Origin of the sequence: Paracoccus contaminans (assembly GCF_002105555.1) — a bacterium.
In the GTDB taxonomy this organism is placed as follows: domain Bacteria; phylum Pseudomonadota; class Alphaproteobacteria; order Rhodobacterales; family Rhodobacteraceae; genus Paracoccus; species Paracoccus contaminans.
The window spans coordinates 770,073-788,870 of the sequence record NZ_CP020612.1; the positions used below are offsets into that span (position 1 = coordinate 770,073).

The 18,798-nt window shown below is 70.5% G+C and carries 23 protein-coding genes; 2 read left to right on the forward strand and 21 right to left on the reverse strand.

The window, feature by feature from the left end; translation table 11 throughout:
• Together B0A89_RS03715 and B0A89_RS03720 are read left to right on the forward strand one after the other, a co-directional pair.
• Positions 1-270 (forward strand): K+/H+ antiporter subunit F, encoded by a 270-nt coding sequence (locus B0A89_RS03715; RefSeq protein ID WP_085378731.1) that lies wholly within the window; start codon positions 1-3, stop codon positions 268-270.
• Positions 267-671 (forward strand): Na+/H+ antiporter subunit G, encoded by a 405-nt coding sequence (locus B0A89_RS03720; protein WP_085376980.1) that lies wholly within the window; start codon positions 267-269, stop codon positions 669-671. The genes B0A89_RS03715 and B0A89_RS03720 overlap by 4 nt, the downstream gene beginning before the upstream one ends.
• A gap of 87 nt (positions 672-758) precedes the next feature.
• Here B0A89_RS03720 and B0A89_RS03725 read toward each other — a convergent pair whose 3' ends face one another.
• The 21 genes from B0A89_RS03725 to B0A89_RS03825 all read right to left on the reverse strand — a co-directional run bounded on the left by B0A89_RS03725 (position 759) and on the right by B0A89_RS03825 (position 18,726).
• Complete coding sequence (locus tag B0A89_RS03725; protein ID WP_085376981.1) at positions 759-1,691, reverse strand: tyrosine recombinase XerC; 933 nt, start codon at positions 1,689-1,691, stop codon at positions 759-761.
• Positions 1,688-2,446, reverse strand: a complete 759-nt coding sequence (locus B0A89_RS03730; protein WP_420814415.1) for a DUF484 family protein — start codon at positions 2,444-2,446, stop codon at positions 1,688-1,690. Before B0A89_RS03730 ends, B0A89_RS03725 begins: the two co-directional genes overlap by 4 nt.
• A complete protein-coding gene (gene fsa / locus B0A89_RS03735; RefSeq protein ID WP_085376982.1) occupies positions 2,443-3,099 on the reverse strand; it encodes a fructose-6-phosphate aldolase in 657 nt (218 codons plus the stop codon). The genes B0A89_RS03730 and fsa overlap by 4 nt, the downstream gene beginning before the upstream one ends.
• Before the next feature lie 77 nt (positions 3,100-3,176).
• On the reverse strand, positions 3,177-4,055 hold the full coding sequence (gene folD / locus B0A89_RS03740) for a bifunctional methylenetetrahydrofolate dehydrogenase/methenyltetrahydrofolate cyclohydrolase FolD (protein ID WP_085376983.1): 879 nt from the start codon (positions 4,053-4,055) through the stop codon (positions 3,177-3,179).
• Positions 4,045-4,416 carry a chorismate mutase gene (locus tag B0A89_RS03745; protein ID WP_085376984.1) on the reverse strand — a complete coding sequence of 124 codons (372 nt, stop codon included), beginning with the start codon at positions 4,414-4,416 and terminating at the stop codon, positions 4,045-4,047. The genes folD and B0A89_RS03745 overlap by 11 nt, the downstream gene beginning before the upstream one ends.
• Positions 4,417-4,491: 75 nt before the next feature.
• Positions 4,492-4,785, reverse strand: a complete 294-nt coding sequence (sorB, locus tag B0A89_RS03750) for a SorB family sulfite dehydrogenase c-type cytochrome subunit (RefSeq protein ID WP_240558628.1) — start codon at positions 4,783-4,785, stop codon at positions 4,492-4,494.
• A gap of 11 nt (positions 4,786-4,796) precedes the next feature.
• The gene (gene sorA, locus B0A89_RS03755; RefSeq protein WP_240558629.1) at positions 4,797-5,963 is read right to left on the reverse strand and encodes a SorA family sulfite dehydrogenase catalytic subunit; all 1,167 of its coding nucleotides are present in this window, start codon (positions 5,961-5,963) and stop codon (positions 4,797-4,799) included.
• Between the two features lie 173 nt (positions 5,964-6,136).
• Positions 6,137-8,044: an ATP-dependent zinc metalloprotease FtsH gene (ftsH, locus tag B0A89_RS03760; protein ID WP_085376987.1), complete on the reverse strand. Its 1,908-nt coding sequence runs from the start codon at positions 8,042-8,044 to the stop codon at positions 6,137-6,139.
• A gap of 60 nt (positions 8,045-8,104) precedes the next feature.
• On the reverse strand, positions 8,105-9,349 hold the full coding sequence (gene tilS, locus B0A89_RS03765) for a tRNA lysidine(34) synthetase TilS (RefSeq protein WP_085378733.1): 1,245 nt from the start codon (positions 9,347-9,349) through the stop codon (positions 8,105-8,107).
• Complete coding sequence (locus B0A89_RS03770; RefSeq protein ID WP_240558630.1) at positions 9,339-10,454, reverse strand: tol-pal system YbgF family protein; 1,116 nt, start codon at positions 10,452-10,454, stop codon at positions 9,339-9,341. Before B0A89_RS03770 ends, tilS begins: the two co-directional genes overlap by 11 nt.
• A complete protein-coding gene (locus tag B0A89_RS03775) occupies positions 10,454-10,984 on the reverse strand; it encodes an OmpA family protein (protein ID WP_085376988.1) in 531 nt (176 codons plus the stop codon). The genes B0A89_RS03770 and B0A89_RS03775 overlap by 1 nt, the downstream gene beginning before the upstream one ends.
• Before the next feature lie 44 nt (positions 10,985-11,028).
• Entirely contained in the window at positions 11,029-12,408 is a 1,380-nt protein-coding gene (gene tolB / locus B0A89_RS03780; protein ID WP_085378734.1) for a Tol-Pal system beta propeller repeat protein TolB, read from the reverse strand.
• A gap of 64 nt (positions 12,409-12,472) precedes the next feature.
• A complete protein-coding gene (locus B0A89_RS03785; RefSeq protein WP_085376989.1) occupies positions 12,473-14,089 on the reverse strand; it encodes a hypothetical protein in 1,617 nt (538 codons plus the stop codon).
• Positions 14,082-14,531: an ExbD/TolR family protein gene (locus B0A89_RS03790; protein WP_085376990.1), complete on the reverse strand. Its 450-nt coding sequence runs from the start codon at positions 14,529-14,531 to the stop codon at positions 14,082-14,084. The genes B0A89_RS03785 and B0A89_RS03790 overlap by 8 nt, the downstream gene beginning before the upstream one ends.
• Positions 14,532-15,224, reverse strand: coding sequence for a protein TolQ (gene tolQ, locus B0A89_RS03795; protein ID WP_085376991.1), 693 nt, complete (start codon positions 15,222-15,224; stop codon positions 14,532-14,534).
• Between the two features lie 111 nt (positions 15,225-15,335).
• Complete coding sequence (gene ybgC, locus B0A89_RS03800) at positions 15,336-15,731, reverse strand: tol-pal system-associated acyl-CoA thioesterase (protein ID WP_085378735.1); 396 nt, start codon at positions 15,729-15,731, stop codon at positions 15,336-15,338.
• An 89-nt stretch (positions 15,732-15,820) separates the two neighbouring features.
• Positions 15,821-16,381: a hypothetical protein gene (locus tag B0A89_RS03805; protein ID WP_085376992.1), complete on the reverse strand. Its 561-nt coding sequence runs from the start codon at positions 16,379-16,381 to the stop codon at positions 15,821-15,823.
• Complete coding sequence (locus B0A89_RS03810) at positions 16,378-16,944, reverse strand: putative glycolipid-binding domain-containing protein (RefSeq protein ID WP_085376993.1); 567 nt, start codon at positions 16,942-16,944, stop codon at positions 16,378-16,380. The genes B0A89_RS03805 and B0A89_RS03810 overlap by 4 nt, the downstream gene beginning before the upstream one ends.
• Positions 16,937-17,578, reverse strand: a complete 642-nt coding sequence (locus B0A89_RS03815) for a CoA transferase subunit B (RefSeq protein ID WP_085376994.1) — start codon at positions 17,576-17,578, stop codon at positions 16,937-16,939. The genes B0A89_RS03810 and B0A89_RS03815 overlap by 8 nt, the downstream gene beginning before the upstream one ends.
• Positions 17,578-18,282, reverse strand: a complete 705-nt coding sequence (locus B0A89_RS03820; RefSeq protein ID WP_085376995.1) for a CoA transferase subunit A — start codon at positions 18,280-18,282, stop codon at positions 17,578-17,580. The genes B0A89_RS03815 and B0A89_RS03820 overlap by 1 nt, the downstream gene beginning before the upstream one ends.
• An 87-nt stretch (positions 18,283-18,369) precedes the next feature.
• The gene (locus B0A89_RS03825) at positions 18,370-18,726 is read right to left on the reverse strand and encodes an MliC family protein (protein ID WP_085376996.1); all 357 of its coding nucleotides are present in this window, start codon (positions 18,724-18,726) and stop codon (positions 18,370-18,372) included.
• Positions 18,727-18,798: the final 72 nt, after the last annotated feature.

The window sequence follows — 18,798 nt, forward strand, 5'->3', positions numbered from 1 at the left end:
ATCCTGGAACTCGCGCTCGGCTTTGCGATCGGCTGCTATGTGCTGGCGCAGCTGTTCTGCCTTTACCGCGTGGTGATCGCCCCCGGGCTGTCAGACCGGGTGCTGGCACTGGACACCATGACGATCAACATGATCGCCCTGATCACCCTGTTCGGCATCCGCCAGGGCACGGCGATCTATTTCGAGGCGACGATGCTGTTCGCGCTGGTCGGCTTTGTGTCCACCGTCGCCTTTGCCAAGTTCGTGCTGCGCGGGGACATCATCGAATGACCGCGCCGGCCGAGATCGCCATTGCCGCGCTGCTGGTCATCGGCGGCGCCTTCGGCGCGGTGGGCAGCTGGGCGCTGGTGCGCCTGCCCGACCCGATGACGCGCCTGCACGGCCCGACCAAGGCGGCCACGCTGGGCGTGGGCGCGGTGCTGGTCGCATCCATGGCGGCCATGTGGTTTCGCCACGGGATCGTCAGCTGGCATGAACTGCTGGTCGCGCTGTTCCTGTTCGTCACCGCGCCGCTGACGGGGCTGTTCATCGCCAAGGCGCATCTGCACCTGTCCTGGCAGCGGGACGAACTGCCCCGTCCGGGCGCCGATACCGACTGGGCCACCTATGCCGAGCGCGCGGCGGCAAACCCGGCAACCGAAGCAGCCCCCCCGCCCCCGCACCGCCGCTGAGGGGCGCAGCCCCCCTGCACCCGCGGCCGCGCGGACCTGACCCGTTCCGCGATGATGCCGGGCGGCATGGCCCTTGCGCCTTCCCCCTCAGCGGCGGGGATGGGCGGCGCGATGGACGGCCAGCAGATGCGCGTCATCCACGCCGGTATAGACCTGCGTGGTCGAAAGACTGGCATGGCCCAGCAGTTGCTGGATGGTGCGTAGATCGCCCCCTGCCGCCAGCAGATGCGTTGCAAAGCTGTGGCGCAGCGCATGCGGTGTGGCCGTTTCCGGCAGGCCCAGCGACTGACGCAGTGAAACCATCGCCTGCTGCACCGCGCCCGGCGCCAGCCTGCCCCCCCGCACCCCCCGGAACAGGGGCGCGCCGGGCGAGGGGGACCAAGGCGCCAGGCGCAGATATTCCCCCACCGCGGCAGCGGCGACCGGCAGCACCGGCACCACGCGCTCGCGCCCGCCCTTGCCCTTGATGACCAGCGTGTCGCCGAAGGGCCAGTCCTCGCCGTCCAGCGCCAGCGCCTCGGATATGCGCAGGCCAAGGCCGTAAAGCATCGTCAGCACAGCCGCATCACGCGCCGCGACCCAGGGCGTGGGATGGCGCGTGCCCGCCAGCGCCAGCACCGCGCGCGCCTGATCGACAGGAATGGGCCGGGGCAGGCTGCGCCGATAGCGTGGCCCGCGCGCCGAAAGGGCGCGGCTGGCGTCAAAGCCCTCGCGGTCGGACAGCCAGCGCAGAAAGCTTCGCACCGCTGACAGGCGGCGCGCCAGGCTGCGCGGCGACAGGCCGCGGGCGCGCTCGGCCCCGGCAAAGGCGCGCATGTCGGTCTGGGTCAGCGCCGTCAGGGTTCCGGGCAGCGCAGGGGCGCCGTGATAGCCGCCCAGGAAGGACAGGAAGGCCAGCAGGTCACCCTGATAGGCCGTAATGGTATGGGCCGAGCGGCCGCGGACGGCCCGCTCGCCCTCGAGCCATCGGGCCAGCGCATCGGCCATCGCAGGGGCCAGCGCCAGCGGCGGCCCGGTCATTCCCGCAGCCAGCGGATCAGCACCAGCCGGAACACCTGCGCAAAGAACCGCAGCAGGTCGGTCCCGTGCGCGGGCGAAAACCGGGTCGGCTCGAGCGATCCCATCAGCAGCAAGGCCGGGCGCCGGCCGGGGCCGAGGTCGAGCGGCAGCAGCGCCTCGGACGCGACATCGGTGCCGTGAACGGCGCGCGTCTCGGCGCTGGCGCGGCGCAGCACGATATCATCGCCGCGCGGCGCCTTGCGGCCGGCGGCGATCATCCGCGCCACGCTGCCTTCGGGCAGCACGACCAGCGGGCCGGAATCGCCGTCGGGCGCCGCGGCGCCCTGGGCCGATTCCATCACCAGCCTCAGCGTCTCGACCCGCAGGATGGGGGCGGCATCGGTTTCCAGCGTTTCCAGAAACGCCGCGAAATCCAGCGGTTCAAGCAGCGCCAACACGGCGCGGTGGACGACCTGCGTGCCGGACTGGTTTTCATAGGCCGCGGAAATCACGCTTTCATGGGTGCTTTCCAGCCGGTCGAGCCGGCGTTCCAGCGCCTCCATCGCGCGGCCGCGGATATCGACGACATTGTCGCCCAGCTCGGCCTCGCGCGCGGCCACCAGCGCGCGCATCAGCGCGCGATCGCCCAGGATCAGCGCCGGATCGGCAAGCAGCCGGCTGCGCGTGGCCTCGTCCAGTCCGGCCGTATCCGGCCCGGCCCCGTCGGGCGAGATCCCGTCGGGTGCGCCCGCATCGCTGGGCCGATCCTGGGTCACGAACCGATCTTCTGGCCGGTCTTGGCCCAGTCGGCGTTGAACTGCTCCAGGCCCTTGTCGGTCAGGACATGGTTTGCCATCGCCTTGATGACGGCGGGCGGGGCGGTGATCACGTCGGCCCCGATGCGCGCGCATTCGATGATATGGTTCACCGAACGGATCGAGGCGGCCAGGATGTTCGTCTCGAACCCGTAATTGTCATAGATCGTGCGGATATCGGCGATCAGTTCCATCCCGTCCAGCCCGATATCATCCAGCCGGCCGATGAAGGGGCTGACGAAGGTCGCGCCGGCCTTGGCGGCAAGGATCGCCTGCGCCGAGGTGAAGCACAGCGTCACATTGACCATGTGCCCCTCGTCGCTCAGCGCCTTGCAGGCTTTCAGCCCGTCCCAGGTCAACGGCACCTTGACGGTGACATTGGGGGCGATGGCGGCCAGGTGCTTGCCCTCGCGGATCATGTCGTCGGCCTTGTCGGACACGACCTCGGCGGAAACGGGGCCGGGGACGAGTTCGCAGATTTCCTTGGTGACTTCGGAAATATTGCGCCCGGATTTGAGGATCAGCGAGGGGTTCGTGGTGACGCCGTCCACCATCCCCAGCTCGTGCAGCTCGCGGATGGCGGCGATGTCGGCGGTATCGACGAAGAATCTCATGGCGGAAGGCCTCTGGTTGAACCCGGTTGCAAGGGGTTTAACGTGAATGGGCGCCCGCCGGAACCCCGGCTGCGCTCTCAGGCCGTCAGCCCATCGGGTTCGGGCAGGCGGTTGACACGCGCCGCCGCGGTCAGCGTGTTGGCCAGCAGGCAGGCAATGGTCATCGGCCCGACCCCGCCCGGCACCGGGGTGATCGCCCCCGCCACCCGCCGCGCGGCGTCGAAATCCACATCGCCCACCAGCCCCGCATCGGTGCGGTTGATGCCCACATCGATCACCGTCGCGCCGGGCTTGATCCAGTCGCCCTGGACGAAACGGGGCCGCCCGACCGCGGCCACGACGATATCGGCGCGCCGGCACAGCGCGGGCAGCTCGCGCGTGCGGGAATGGGCCACCGTCACCGTCGCGTCGTTCGCCAGCAGCAGTTGCGCCATCGGCCTGCCGACGATGTTCGACCGCCCGATCACCAGCGCATCCAGCCCCGCCAGCGAACCCAGCCGATCCCGCAGCAGCATCAGGCAGCCCAGCGGCGTGCAGGGCACCATCGCCCGCTGCCCGGTCGCAAGGCGGCCCGCGTTCAGCACGGTAAAGCCGTCCACGTCCTTTTCGGGCGCGATGGCGTTGATGACCGCCGTCTCGTCCACATGCGGGGGCAGCGGCAGCTGGACAAGGATGCCGTTCACGGCCGGATCGTCGTTCAGCCGCCCGACCAGCGCCAGCAGGGTTTCCTGCGGCGTGTCCGCGGGCAGGCGATGTTCAAAGCCCTGCATTCCCGCCTCGGCCGTGGCCCTCGCCTTGGACCTGACATAGACGGCCGATGCCGGGTCGTCCCCGACCAGCACCACGGCAAGGCCCGGAACGATCCCGTGGGTGGATCGCATCGCGGCGACCTGTGCGCCGATCCGGGCGCGCAGATCGGCGGCAAGGGCCTTGCCGTCGATAATGTCAGCAGTCATCGGTTTCTCCCAGCACGCGGGCTTCCTGGCGGATGAAATGATCCATCATCACCCGCCACAGCGTCTCGGCCAGGTCGGGATCATAGCCTGCGGCGAGGGCGTTGCGGCGGGCATTGGCAGCGACCTGTTCGACCCGCGCGTCGATGCGCGCAGGCAGGCCGGCGGCGGCCTTGATCTGGGCGGCACGGTCGACGATGCGCGAGCGGACCCCCAACAGGCGGGCCAGTTCGCGGTCCACGCCGTCCATCGCAACCCGCAGCGCCGTCATGTCCGGCAGGCGGGCGATCTCGTCAGGGGTCGGCAGGGCCGAGGCCGGGCCGCAGGCTGGGTGGGGGGCTGGGTTGGGGGCTGGATCGGTCATGGCGCGTTGATTGCCCGCCTGCCCGTCAGGTTCAAGACCCCAGCGCGCCTGCGGACGGCGCCGGGGCCGGCAGTGTCAGTAGGTCTTTTCGAGATAGTCGGTGATCTTGCCGGCATCGGCCTGTTCAATGGGCGCCTTGTAGACCTCGATCATCTTCTTGACCTCGGCGGCCCAGAAGTCATGCCCCTTCTGCGGCGGCTGGCTCAGGATGTAATCGACCGAATGGCATGTCTGGCAGTTTGCCTCGGCCAGCTCGACATTGGCGCCGGGCCTGAGAACCGCGCTGTCCTCGGGCAGCGCGTATTCGGCGGCAAGGGCGGGGGCGGCCAGCATCAGGGCGGCCACGGCGATCGCGGAACGGTCGATCATGTCATCCTTCCTCATGCCGCGGTGATGCGGGTCGTCTCGACCACGTTGCGCATGTAACCGGCAGGGTTCCAGCGCAGCTCGGTCGGCTGCGTCTCTCCCGCCGTGCTGGTCGCGCGGACCTTGAGGCTGTGATTCCCCGCCTTCAGCGTCACGGGCAGCGTCCACTGGCGGAAGGAATACCTGCCCAGGTCCTCGCCCAGCTTCGCCTCGGCCCAAGTCGCGCCGTCATCGATCGATACTTCGACCCTGGCGATGCCGCTGCCGCCGTCAAAGGCGATGCCGCGCAGCATCGTTTCGGCGCCCGCGCTGACCTGATCGCCGTCCACCACGCTGGTGATGAAGCTGCGGATCACGAAGCGGCCGATGGGCCGGGTCTTGTCCGGCTTGGTGCCCGGCGGGACCGAGGCGGTGTCATTGTCCGGGATGCGGTAGGCCTTGGTCATCCAATAGCCCTCGAAGGGCTTGTCCAGCACGGTGATGGTGTCGAGATGCTTGATCCAGTAGGTGCCGAAATAGCCCGGCACGACCAGCCGCACGGGATAGCCGTTCAGCCAGGGTAAATCCTGGCCGTTCATCGCCCAGGCCAGCATCACCTCGCCATCCAGGGCGTGATCCAGCTTCAGCGACTTCTCGAAATCGGGGGTGCCTTCCAGCACCGGCCCGTCCAGCCCGCCAAAGGCGACCTCGACCGCCGACGGATCGATGCCGGCCCTTTCCAGCACCGCCCTCAGCGGCACGCCCGTCCACCGGGCATTGCCCATGGCGCCGTTCGCCAGCTGCCCCCCGGCGACGCGCGGCTCGACAAAGCCCCGGCTGTTGCCGGAACACTGGTGCGCCGCGACGATCTCGACCGGGGTGAAGCCCTCGCGCAGATCCTTCAGCGACAGCGATAGCGGGGTCGCGACCTTGCCGGCGACCGTGATCCGGTAGGCATCGGTGTCGATGCTCTCCGGGATGCCGGCCAGGTGATAGCGCACGAAGAACGCGTCGTTCGGGGTCAGCACCCCTTCGTCGAACACGCGGAACGGCGTTTCCAGCTGCGGGGGGCGGCTGGTCAGGCCGATCATCGCGCGCTTGCCCGGATAGGTCACAAGGGGCCGTTCCCCGTTGGCAAAGGGCAGGGTGACCGAACCGGCCAGCGCAGCAAGGGTGCGCCCGCCGCCCATGAGCCCCAGCATTCCGGCGCCGGCCCCGGCCAGAAGCCCTCTTCTGTCAAGCATGCCGCCAGTCTCCCCTTGCGCCGCAGCCTATGCAGCACAGTCATTCCATAGGGCCGATCATCCCGCAACATGGCAGCGCGCCGCCCCCTGACGGGGCGGCGCGTCGATCAGCTGCGATCGGGAACAGCCCCCTAGGGCTGGGGATGCGGCTCGGCCGCGATCACGGGGCGGGGTGCCGGCCGCTCGCGCAGCGAGCCGCCCCCGACCGACGGGATCGAGCTTGAGGGCGGCGCATCATCGCCGCCGTCCAGCGGCTCGCCCCGGATCACCTTGCCGATCTGCTCGCCGGTCAGGGTTTCATATTCCAGCAGGCCCCTGGCGAGCCGCTCGAACTGCTCTTCCTTGTCGATGAGGATCTGGCGCGCATGCTGATAGCCCTGCTCGATCAGCTCGCGCACTTCCTGCTCAATCAGTTCCTTGGTCGAGGCGCTGACCGAAAATCCGCCGGTATTGCCCTGATAGCCCTCATGCGCCTCGGCATAGTCCACCGCACCGACCTTGTCGGACATGCCCCAGCGCATGACCATCGCGCGGGCCAGGGCGCTGGCCTGCTGGATGTCGCCCGCCGGGCCGTTGGACACGCCTTCCTCGCCATATTTGATGATCTCGGCCGCCTTTCCCGCCATGGTCATGGTGATGCGCTGCTTGGCCTCGTCCTTGTGCATGTTCAGGCGGTCCATCTCCGGCAGGCTGACCACCATGCCCAGCGCGCCGCCGCGCGGGATGATCGTCGCCTTGTAGACCGGATCGCATTTGGGCAGCGACAGGCCGACGATGGCGTGACCAGCCTCGTGATAGGCGGTCTTTTCCTTCTGCTCGGGCGTGAGGACCATGCTGCGGCGCTCGACGCCCAGCATGACCTTGTCCTTGGCGTTCTCGAAATCTTCCATGGTGACAAAACGCCGGCCGATGCGCGCGGCCGCCAGAGCCGCCTCGTTCACGAGGTTCATCAGGTCCGCGCCCGAAAAGCCGGGCGTGCCGCGGGCGATGATGCGCAGGTCCACATCGGGGCCTTGCGGCACCTTGCGGGCATGGACGGACAGGATCTTCTCGCGCCCCTTGATGTCGGGGTTGGGGACATGGATCTGGCGGTCGAAGCGGCCGGGCCGCAGCAAGGCCGGGTCCAGCACGTCCTTGCGGTTGGTCGCGGCGATGATGATGATCCCCTCATTCGCCTCGAAGCCGTCCATTTCCACCAGAAGCTGGTTCAGCGTCTGCTCGCGCTCGTCATTGCCGCCGCCGATGCCGACGCCGCGGGCGCGGCCCACCGCGTCGATTTCGTCGATGAAGACGATGCAGGGCGCGGATTTCTTGGCCTGCTCGAACATGTCGCGCACGCGGGACGCGCCGACGCCGACGAACATCTCGACGAAGTCGGAGCCAGAGATGGTGAAGAAGGGCACCCCTGCCTCGCCGGCGATGGCGCGGGCGAGCAGCGTCTTGCCGGTGCCCGGCGGGCCGACCAGCAGCGCGCCCTTGGGGATCTTGCCGCCCAGGCGGGAAAACTTCTGCGGGTTGCGCAGGAACTCGACGATCTCCTCAAGCTCCTCCTTGGCCTCGTCGATGCCGGCCACGTCGTCGAAGGTGACGCGGCCATGCTTTTCGGTCAGCAGCTTGGCCTTGGACTTGCCAAAGCCCATGGCGCCGCCTTTGCCCCCGCCCTGCATGCGGTTCATCATGAAGATCCAGACCCCGATCAGCAGGATGAAGGGCAGCCAGACCGACAGCATCGACATCAGGCCCGACTGCTGCTGCGGCTTGACGCTGACATCCACGTCCTTGGCGACCAGCTTTTCGGCCAGATCCTCGCCCAGCGGGCGCACGGTCGTGAACTGCTCCCTGTTCTTGCCGATGCCAGTGACCGTCTCGCCGTCGATCGTGGCGGCGCTGACCTGGTCGTTCTCGACCCGGTTCAGGAACTCGGAATAGCTGATCCGGCTGCCGTTCAACTGGGCGCTGCCGCCGCCAAAGGCGTTGAACAGCGCCAGGATCATCAGGAACAGGACCACCCAGAAGGCGATGTTGCGCGCGTTGCCCAAGCCATATCCTCCGCGGGGGTAAAGGCGTTTGCATGAAAATAGGGGCTGCGCGCGCCGGTATCAATGCGCTCGCAGCAGCGAGAAATAGTCGCCCGTCTCGCGCAGCGGCCGAAGCGCGATTCCCGCCGCCCCGTCCAGCAGCGGCAGGACGGCGGCGGCCCCGTCCAGATGCACGGCGGGCGCCGACAGCAGCGCAAGGCGCGGCAGCCCCGCCGCGCGCCACTCTCGCCCGGCAAGATCGGCCTCGCCCGTCGCCGCCACCGCCGCGCCGGGCGGCAGCCCCCTGATCAGCCAGCGGCCATCCCAGACCAGCCCCCCGCCGCACAGGGCCTCAAGGGCGGCATGGCGGGCCGCGGCCGGCTCCCGCATCACCTCGATCCAGGGGCCGCGGACCCGCGCCAGCGCGCCGCCCAGCGTGCCCTGCCCCCCGCCCCGCAGCGTTTCGGCCAGGCGCGTCACCTCATCACCGCGGGGGGGATAGTCATCCCCCGTGATCCATCGCAGCGCCGCAACGATCACGCGGCGGCGGATCTCGGCGGGCTGGTCCAGCACCGCGGCGGGCAGGCGCAGCATCCCGCGATCGGCCTGCGCCCGGGCGGCGGCGGCGGCGGCCACCTCGGCCAGGGCGGCGCGCGCCTCGGCCAGCAGGGCGGCAGAGCGCGCGATCCCCGCGACCGGCAGGTCCGCGGCCTCGATCGCGCGCCGCACCCGCACCCGCTCATAGGCGCGCTCGTCATTGGTGGGATCGTCGATCCAGCCGATGCCCTGCCCGCCCAGCCAGGCCCGCAGCGCCGCCCGGCGCATGCCCAGCATGGGCCGCAGCCACAGGGTGCCCTGCTGGGTGCGCCGCGCCGCCATCGCGGACAGCCCGTCCACGCCCGCCCCCCGGCCCAGCCGCATCAGCAGCGTTTCGGCCTGATCGTCCTGCGTATGGCCAAGCGCCACGCCCCCCAGGCCGCGCGCGCGCGCCCAGCCGGCCAGCAGGCCCATCCGGGCCGTGCGTGCCGCGGCCATCCGGTTGCCCGCGACGCGCCCGCCGTGATCCCAGGTCAGCACCGCATGAGGCACGCCCAGGCCGGCGCATGCCTGCCCCACGGCCCGCGCCTCGGCGGCCGAGCCGGGGCGCAGCGCATGATCCACGGTGGCGGCCTCGATCGCCACCCCGGCGGCGCGGCCCCAGCGTGCGGCGATATGCAGCAAGGCGGTGGAATCGCTTCCGCCCGAGACGGCGATGCCTAGTGCCGTGAGGCTGCCGGCGATCCGGTCAAGTTCGGCAGGAACGATCCCTTTGGGGTCAGGCGCCATCGTCAGGCGCGGCCCCGCCGGCAGGCGGCGCATCGGCTGCGCCCGATGCATCGCCCAGGCTGTCTTCGGCTGCGCCGGGCAGCGCCTGATCCGGCGCGGCGCATCCGGCAGCCAGGCTGCGCCGCGCGGCCTCTTCGGCTTGGGGCGTGCCGGCAAAGCGCGTCGTCAGCTCGTCCAGATAGACGCAGCCCGCATCGGCCGACTTGCCGATCGCCGACACCCGCGACAGGCCCAGCAGCGCGTCGGGCGCGCGCGGCCCTGCGGGCGCGGCGGCAAAGGCCGACAGCCATGCCGCGGCCGCACCGGGCGCATCGCCCGCACTGTCCAGCGCCGCGCCGCGCAGATACTGCGCCTCGGCCGCGGCGGGGCTGCTGGCATGATCGCGCGCAAAATCGCCAAACAGCGCCGCGGCGCGGGTAAAGTCGCCGCCCTGCAGGGCAGCCGATGCGGCATCGAACGCCGTCTTTTCCGCGGCCGTCAGGGGCATGTCGGCTGCCGGCCGCGCAGGCCCGCCGGCAGGCATCGCGCCCACGGCCCCCAGGCCTGCGCCGCCGCCGGTTCCGGGCGCTGCATCCTCGCCCAGTTGCGGGGTGGTCAGCGCGCCCAGGTCGCAGCCTTCCTCCATCTCGCACAGGCGGAATTCGATATCGCCAACGCGGTTGGTGCCGTCGCGGACCACACGCTCGATGCGGTTGCGCAGCCGCTCGGTCTCGCCGGTCAGGCGGGTCAGCTGGCGTTCCATCGCGTTCATGCGGTCGATGGCGCGCTCGCCCCCCGCCGCCGCAAAGCCGGCCGCGCCCGAGGCGTTCAGCTCTGCCCGCAGGCCCTGCAGCGATGCCGACAGCGATGCCAGCTGCGCGCGCAGGTCGGCCAGCGTCGCCGCCGATGGCGCGCCCGCCTGCCCCTGATCCCCGGACGCTCCGCCCCCGGCGTCCTCGCCCGCCGCCCCTTGCGGCGCGGGGGCCTGTGCCGCCCCTGCCCGGCCTGCCGCCGCATCCCCCCTGGCCGAGGGCACGGGCCTTTGCTGCGCCGCCGCGTTCTGCGCTGCGGCGCCCAGCATGAACGCGGCCGCCAGCCCCCCGGCAAGGGTCAGCCGGCCGCGCATCAGACGCCCGCGCCGGGCTTGACGATGGTCACCGCCCGGCGGTTCTTGATCTGGCATTCGGGGGTCGAGCAGACCTCGGCGGGACGTTCCTTGCCGTATGAGCTGGTGCGGATGCGGCCGGCATCGACACCCTGGGCGACAAGATATTCCTGCACCGCCCCGGCGCGGCGTGCGCCCAGGGCCAGGTTGTATTCGCGTGTGCCCTTTTCGTCCGAGTGGCCCTCGACCACGCTGGAAAAGCTGCCGTTCTTTTTCAGCCAGTCGGCCTGCCGCGTGAGTGTGGCGCGCGCCGTGCCGTCCAGCGCGGCGTCGTTTTCGGGAAACAGCACCGTGTCGCCTGCGGTGCGCACGAAATCGGCCGCCGTCACCGTGCCGGGCAGATCGCCCTGCCTGATCGTGCCCGTATAACGGGCCACGTTCCCCGTTCCCGCATAGGGATCGGCCGGGGCGGGGGGCGGCACCGGCTGCGCACAGGCGGCAAGCGCCGCCAATGCCGCAACCGCCATGGCCTTCCGGCATCCGTTCCTCATGGCAGCAGCACTCCTCAGCTTGCGCCTTTTCGTTGCGGCATCCGTCATGGCAGCAGCGGGCCCCAGTCGGGATCGGACGCGGCCCCCTCGATGTCCAGCGGCCGCATGTTCCGGCCGGTCACGTCCACCGAATGAAGGCGCGGCGTGCCATCCCCGCCCGGCGTCTGCCGCGTGAACATCACCACGCGCCCATTGGGCGCCCAGCTCGGCCCTTCGTCAAGAAACGATTCGGTCAGCATCTTTTCCTCGGTTCCATCGGGCCGCATGACGCCGATGTGGAACTTGTCGCCCTGCTGGTTGGTAAAGGCGACCAGATCGCCCTTGGGCGACCAGGCCGGGGTGCCATAGCTGCCCTCGCCAAAGCTGATCCGGGTCGGCTCGCCCGATCCATCCGCGGGCATGACATAGATCTGCTGGCTGCCGGACTGATCGCTTTCAAAGACGATCTGCCGGCCATCGGGGGAAAAGCCCGGCGAGGTCTCGATCGCCGCCGTTTCGACCAGCGGGCGTTCGGCCCCGGTGGCCACGTCCATCTGCCAGATGTCGGTATTGCCGCCCTTTTCGCGCGAATAGACGATCCAGCGCCCATCGGGGGAAAAGGCGGGGGCAAAGCTCATCGTCCCCGCCTCGGTCCTCAGGGGGCGGGCCTGCACCCTGTCCAGGTCCATCAGCATGATTTCGGGCATCCCGCCTGCAAGGCTGGTGTAGACCAGGCGCTGCCCGTCCGGCGAAAAGCGGGGCGAGACGACCAGCGCGCTGTCATCCGTGACCCATAGCGGGTTGGCGCCGTCGTAATCCATGATCCCGATGCGCTTGCGCCGCGCATCCTTGGGCCCGGTTTCCGAGACAAAGGCGACGCGGCTGTCGAAATAGGCCGTCTCGCCGGTGATGCGGGCATAGACCTGGTCGGCGACCTTGTGGGCGACGCGGCGCCAGCCCTCGCGCGGGGCGTCGAACTGCATCCCGTCGCCCAGCGGCTGGCCCGCGAACACGTCGAACAGGCGGAACTTGACCGTGACCGCATCATCCTTGACCGAAACCGCGCCCAGCACCAGCGCCTCGGCATTGACGGCGCGCCAGTCGGGATAGGCGACCGGATCGTCGAAGCCTTCGGGCCGGGCCACCTGCGCGGCCTGCGCGATCTCGCGGAACAGGTCGGTGCCGGTCAGGTCGGCCGCGACCACCTGGCGGATCTGGTCCGCCAGATCGCCCGCGCCGCCCTCGTCAAAGAAGGGAACGACCGCCAGCGGCATCGGTTCGACCTGCCCGCCGGAAATCTCGATCCGCAGGGGGCCCTGGTCGTCGGCCGCGCCCCCGGCGGCATCCTGCGCCAGGCCAGGCCGCGGCAGGGCCAGCAGCGCAAGGCTCAGCAGTGCGGGGGCCGCGAGCGCCGCGAGACGCGTGATGGTCGAGGTGTTGGTCATGATGCGCATCTTTAGACGGAACAGGATTCAAGCGCCATGCCGCAACGCGGCAGGGGCGCGGTTTTCAGCGGATCGACGGGCCGCCCTGCGGGCGGAAGTCGATGATCGTCTGCCGCCAGCGTTCATATTTCTCGGGCGGAAGCTGATAGCCGTTGTTCTGCAGCGCGCAGCGCAGGATCGCGCGGCGCGCCGCCTCGAAGGCCTGCCCGGCCGCCGCGTCCGAGCCGCCCTCGGCACCGACCATGCGGATCGAATCCGCCTCGGGCATGCCCTCGGGCGTCAGGGTGAAGGACAGGCTGACCGAGGTCCGCTGCGCCTCGCGCGACAGTGAGCCGATGTTCCAGCAAGCCTCGATCTGCAGGCGCAGCCCTTCCTTTTCCCCGCGCGACAAAGGCGGGCCCTGCGGGGCGCGGCCTGCGCCGCCATCCGCACCCGCCCCCTCGGGCGCTGCCGCCATCGCCTCGGCCAGCGCGCGGGTCAGGGGGTCGGCCTCGTCGGGGGCCTGGCGGGGGGCCTCGGCCTGCTCGCGCGCCTCGGCGGCGGCGCGGGCGCGCGCGTCCTCGGCGGCGCGGGCGCGTTCCTCGGCAGCGGCGGCGGCGGCGGCTTCCTCGGCGGCGCGGCGGCGTTCGGCGGCGCGCTGCTGCTCGGCGCGGCGCTGGGCGGCGCGCTGCTGTTCGGCCTTACGCTGCTCCTCGGCCTTGCGCTGCTCCTCGGCCTCGCGCTGCTCCTCGGCCTCGGCAATGGCCTGCCGGCGCGCCGCCTCGGCTGCCTGCGCCTCTGCCTCAAGCGCGGCTTGACGCTCCGCCTCCTCACGGGCGCGGGCCTCGGCCTCGGCACGCTCGGCGGCGCGGGCGGCGGCTTCGGCCGCGGCGCGCTCGGCCGCGCGGCGGGCGGCGGCTTCGGCAGCGATGCGCTGTTCTTCGGCCTGCCGCTCTGCCTCGGCCTGCCGCTGTGCCTCGGCTTGCCGCTCTGCCTCGGCTTGCCGCTCTGCCTCGGCTTGCCGTTCCGCGGCGGCGGCCCTTTCCTGCGCCGCTGCCGCCTCGGCCGCCTGCCGGGCGGCAAGCCGCTGACGGGCCGCGGCGACGCGGAACGGCGCATCCGATGTCGTCAGCGCAGGGGCGGGCGCGGGCACTGCGGGCTGTTCGGCGGCGGTATCGGGCGCGTTCAGGGCCGGGGCGGCCGCCGCCGGGGGCGGGCCGGCGAGCGCCGCCACCGCCTGACCCGTCAGCGCATCCTCTGCCTGGGGGGGCGACTGGGGAACGGGCGCGACGGTCGCCACCGCAACCGGGGTCTGCGGCACCTGCAGGTCCGACAGATTGGGGGCGGCCTCGCCAGACAGCGCGGGCGCGGGCAGCGCAGTGGGATCGGGGTCGGGCGCCGGGGGCGCCATAGCGGCAGGGCCGCCGGGGACGATCTCGACGGCGGGCGGACGGGGCTGGGCAGGGGTTGCGCTGGCCGCGTCCGACACGGGGCCAGCCCCCCGGCTGGCGGCGGCCATGGCCTCGAAATCGGCGACGCTCATCGTCTCGACCGGGGCCATGCGGATCGCGGGCGATTGCGGCGCGCGGAACAGCGCGCCGCCCAGCGCAAGCGCACCGATCAGGGCGGCATGCAGCGCGCCCGAGACGATCGCGCCGATCCGGCGCTCTCGCGCCTCGGACGGGGGGAACGGGTCAGCCATCCATCCGCGGGCCGCCCGCGTCGGTGACCAGCACGATGTCGCGGTAACCGGCCGCGTTCAGCGCCCCCATCACCTGCATCACGCGCGCATAGGGCACGGCGCCGTCCGCGCGCAGATAGATGCGCCCCGACTTGCGTTCGGCGGCCACGGCGCGCAGGCGCGTGACCAGCTCCGCCTCGGGCACCTCGGTCGTCATCAGGACCAGCGGGCCCTGCGCAGGAACCGAGACGGTCAGCGGCTCCTCGGGCTCCGATCGCACCGCATCGGCCGCGGTCTGCGGCAGTTGCAGCGGAACCCCGACGGTCAGCAGCGGCGCCGCCACCATGAAGATCGTCAGCAGCACCAGCATCACGTCCACGAAGGGCGTGACGTTGATCTCGGCCATCGGCGCGGCGCGCCGGCGGCTGCGGCGCCCCGCAGGGCGGATGGTGCCGCCGGCCATTCAGCTGTCCTCGATCTGGCGCGACAGGATGGTCGAGAATTCGTCGGCAAATGCCTCGTGCTGGCCGGTGATGCGGTCGGCATCGGTGACGAGCTTGTTGTAGAAGATGACCGCCGGAATGGCGGCCAGCAGGCCCAGCGCCGTGGCGACCAGCGCCTCGGCGATGCCCGGCGCGACCACGGCAAGGCTGGTGTCCTGCGACAGGGCGATGCCCTCGAAGGCGGTCTTGATGCCCCAGACGGTGCCGAACAGGCCGATGAAGGGCGCCGTCGATCCGACCGTCGCCAGGAACGGCAGGCCGCGCGTCAGCCGGTCGCCTTCCCGCAGCGTGGCGACGTTCATCGCCCGGTCGATGCGCGATTGCGCGCCGGGGATCAGCGCGCCGTCCTCGCGCTGCGAGCGGCGCCATTCGGTCATGCCGGCGGCGAAGACCCGCTCGGCCGCGCCGCGGGGCCTGGCCCCCATGCGGTCGAACAGATCGTCCAGCGGCTCGCCCGACCAGAAACGGCGATCAAACCCCGCATTGTCGCGCCGCGCCGCGGCCTGGACCAGCAGCTTGCGGATGATGATCGCCCAGGACCAGGCCGAAGCCAGCACCAGAATCACCATCACGGCCTTGACCGTCAGCGAGGCCCGCAGGAACAGCGCGACCAGAGAAAAATCGGCCGCGGGGCCGAGCGTCAGGTTTTCCATCGGTTCGCGGGTCCTTGGCCTGTCCTTGGCTGTGGGCGTCTTGTGCCGCGAGAGGGGGGCACAATGCCAGTCCCGTGGAAACACAGTTCCGTGCAAGGCGGCCCTTGGCCCTCAATTTCCCAGCGCGGCCGCCACCGCCGGCGGCAGCCGCCGCGGGCGCATCAGGGCGACATCGACGCAGACCAGCAGCACGCGCGCCGTGAACAGCTCGGTGCCGGCCCGCCGGACGCACTGGTCCAGCTCGATGCGCGATCCGGCCGCGGACCGCAGCACCGTCACCACATCCAGCAGGTCGTCGAAGCGGGCCGGGCGCAGATAGTCCGCCTCGATTCGGCGCACGACGAAGGCCGCACCGGATTGAGCCAGCAGCGCCCCCTGATCCACGCCGCAGGCGCGCAGCCATTCGCTGCGCCCCCGTTCGATGAAGCGCAGGTAGTTGGCGTAATAGACGACCTGGCCGAGGTCGGTATCCTCGTAATAGACGCGGATGGGCAGGCTATGGGTCATGGCCGCCTTCAACCACGTCCGCCCTGCCGGCGGCAAGGGCCGGCAAAAAGGCCCGCCCCCGATCCGCGCAAGACCTGCATGCAGAAGGGCTAGAGCCGCGCGGCAAGGCGCAGGGCATGGCTGGCATCGCGCGCGGCGTCCGGCAGCAGCCGGTCATAGGCCGCGCGGATCAGCCGGGCCAGATCGGGGCTGGGGCTGACAGGGTGCGCCCAGCTCAGCGCGGCATTGACGGCCACGGATTCGCCCAGCCGCGCGGGATGGATCGCCCCATCCTCCAGCCGGTGAAAGCTGAGGCAGGCGCGGATGCCCCCGCCCGCGTCAAAGCGCAGCAGGCGGTAATGGCGCGCCCCCTGCCCCGTCAGCCGGGCGGGCAGATCCGCCATTCCCGTCAGGCGGTCGAGATCGGGCACGTCGGCAAGCGCCCCCCATTCGGCCACGGCAAAGACCATCAGGTTCGCGCCCATCTCGGGATCGGTGTCGGTCAGCGGATGGCGGGCATGGGCGAACACCGCCGTCAGCGCCGCCCGGAACACCGCCAGCGAGGCATCGTCCATCCCGAACACGACCGGGGCCACCGGCCGCGCCCAGCGGGCGCACAGGAAGGTGCCGTCCGGCGCGGTGAACAGGGCGGCGATGTCCTCGGGCTTCATGCGCGGCGAAGCAGGGAGGGATGGCATGGAAAAAGATCAGGCTCATCCACCGGCAGGCCGGCAGTGACGTTGCGAAACAGCCCCTCATGGCGCCGCAGCCGATCCGCAAGCCGGGCATGACGCTGCCGGGCGGGACGGGGCAGGAACGCGCCACCCATCCGCGAGTGCAGCGGGACACAGGCGACCCTGATCTCGGCCGCCTCGCGCAACGCCCGGCCAGGGCGGCGAATCGGCAGGGCATTGATGGCCGGGCTGGCCCCGATGGCCGCATCAGGGCAGGCGCCCAGATCCGGCAGCGATTGGCCCCCTGTCTCGTCCCGCCAGCGCGCCTTTTCATCGGCGCCGACATGCAGGTCGGCGCCGCCGGTATAGCAGGCCCGCACCTTGCGTATGCGGCCCTGCCCATTGGCGCGCAGGCCGTTATGCCTGCCGAAATCACCGCGCCGCGCGCCCTTCACCACGCCTTCCAGCACCGGCCCTGCGGGGCCGAGGGCGAGTGGGCCGTGTTCCAGCCCCCTGCCCTCGCCATCGGCCCAGCGGACCGCGCGGGCGGTGTCAGCCAACGATGGTGGCCTCGGTCGCGGCGCGCAGTTCGGCCTCGGTCACGCCGTCGGCGGTTTCGACGATCCTCAGCCCGCCGGGGACCACGTCCAGAACGCCCAGATTGGTGATGATGCGGTCCACCACCCCCCTGCCGGTCAGCGGCAGGGTGCAGGCTTTCAGCACCTTGGATTCGCCCGCCTTGTTGGTGTGGTCCATGACCACGATCACCCGGCCGACGCCCGCCACCAGGTCCATCGCGCCGCCCATGCCCTTGACCAGCTTGCCGGGGATCATCCAGTTCGCCAGATCGCCGTTCTCGGCGACCTCCATCGCGCCCAGGATGGCGGCGGCGATCTTGCCACCGCGGATCATCGCAAAGCTGGTCGCGCTGTCGAAATAGGCGGTGCGGGGCAGTTCGGTGATCGTCTGCTTGCCGGCATTGATGAGGTCGGGATCCTCTTCGCCCTCATAGGGGAACGGACCCATGCCGAGCATGCCGTTTTCGGATTGCAGCGTGATGTCCTTGTCGCCGACATAGTTCGCCACCAGCGTCGGGATGCCGATGCCGAGGTTGACATACATGCCGTCCTCAAGCTCCTGCGCGGCGCGGGCGGCCATCCGGTTGCGGTCCCAGCCCTTGCTTGCCTCGGCCATCACGCGGTCTCCCTCTTGCGGACGGTGCGCTGTTCGATGCGCTTTTCGTGCTGTCCCTGGATCAGGCGGTGGACATAGATGCCCGGCAGGTGGATGTGGTCGGGATCGAGGCTGCCGGCGGGGACGATCTGTTCGACCTCGGCGACGCAGACCTTGCCGCAGGTCGCAGCCGGCACGTTGAAGTTGCGGGCGGTCTTGCGGAACACGAGATTGCCCGTCTCGTCGGCCTTCCATGCCTTGACGATGGACAGGTCGGTGACGATCCCGCGTTCGAGGATGTAATCCTGCCCGTCGAAGGTCTTGACCTCTTTCCCCTCGGCGATGACGGTGCCGACGCCGGTTTTCGTATAGAAACCGGGGATTCCCGCGCCGCCGGCGCGCATCCGTTCGGCCAGCGTGCCCTGGGGGTTGAACTCGAGCTCCAGCTCGCCCGACAGATACTGGCGCATGAACTCGGCATTCTCGCCGACATAGGACGACTGCATCTTCCGGATCTGCTTGCTGTCCAGCAGGATGCCGAGGCCGAAGCCGTCCACGCCGCAGTTGTTCGAGGCGATGGTCAGGTCCCTGACGCCGGCCTTGTGGATGGCGGCGATCAGCAGTTCGGGGATGCCGCAGAGGCCAAAACCCCCGGCGGCGATGGACATCCCATCGCGCAGCAGGCCGTCCAGGGCTGCATCCGCCGTATCATAGATCTTTTTCATGGCCCCCCCATGGCTTTCGTCGGCAAACGTTCTGCACCTGCCGGCCGGGGCTGTCAACGCAGCCCCGCCGGGGGGACAGCCGGGCGGTCAGCCCGAGGTCTTGCAGTCGCTCTTGACCGCCTCTTCCTTGCCGTCCGTGGTGGCATACAGCGTCGCCTCGTTGCCCTTGGTCGCCAGCTGATACTGGTAGTCGCGGCTGACAGGCTCATAGACCGCGCCCGAGGCGGACCTGACCTGCACCATGGGCAACAGCTCATCCTCTTCCAGCACGACGGCATAGCTGTCGCCGCTGTCGGGCGTGACATAGACGACATCCAGCGTCTCGTTGCCGGCGCAGGAATAGAGGCTGTGCGTCACCGCCCCGGAGGGATCGGCCAGCGCCGGGCCAGCGATGAGCGACAGGGCAAGAAGAAAGGGGGCGAGGGCAGCGGCGGGCCTGGTCACGATGATGTCCTTTGCGGTGACTGTGCGGTTGCAGTGGTTACACTATAACATGACACACCCGCGCCCCTGCAA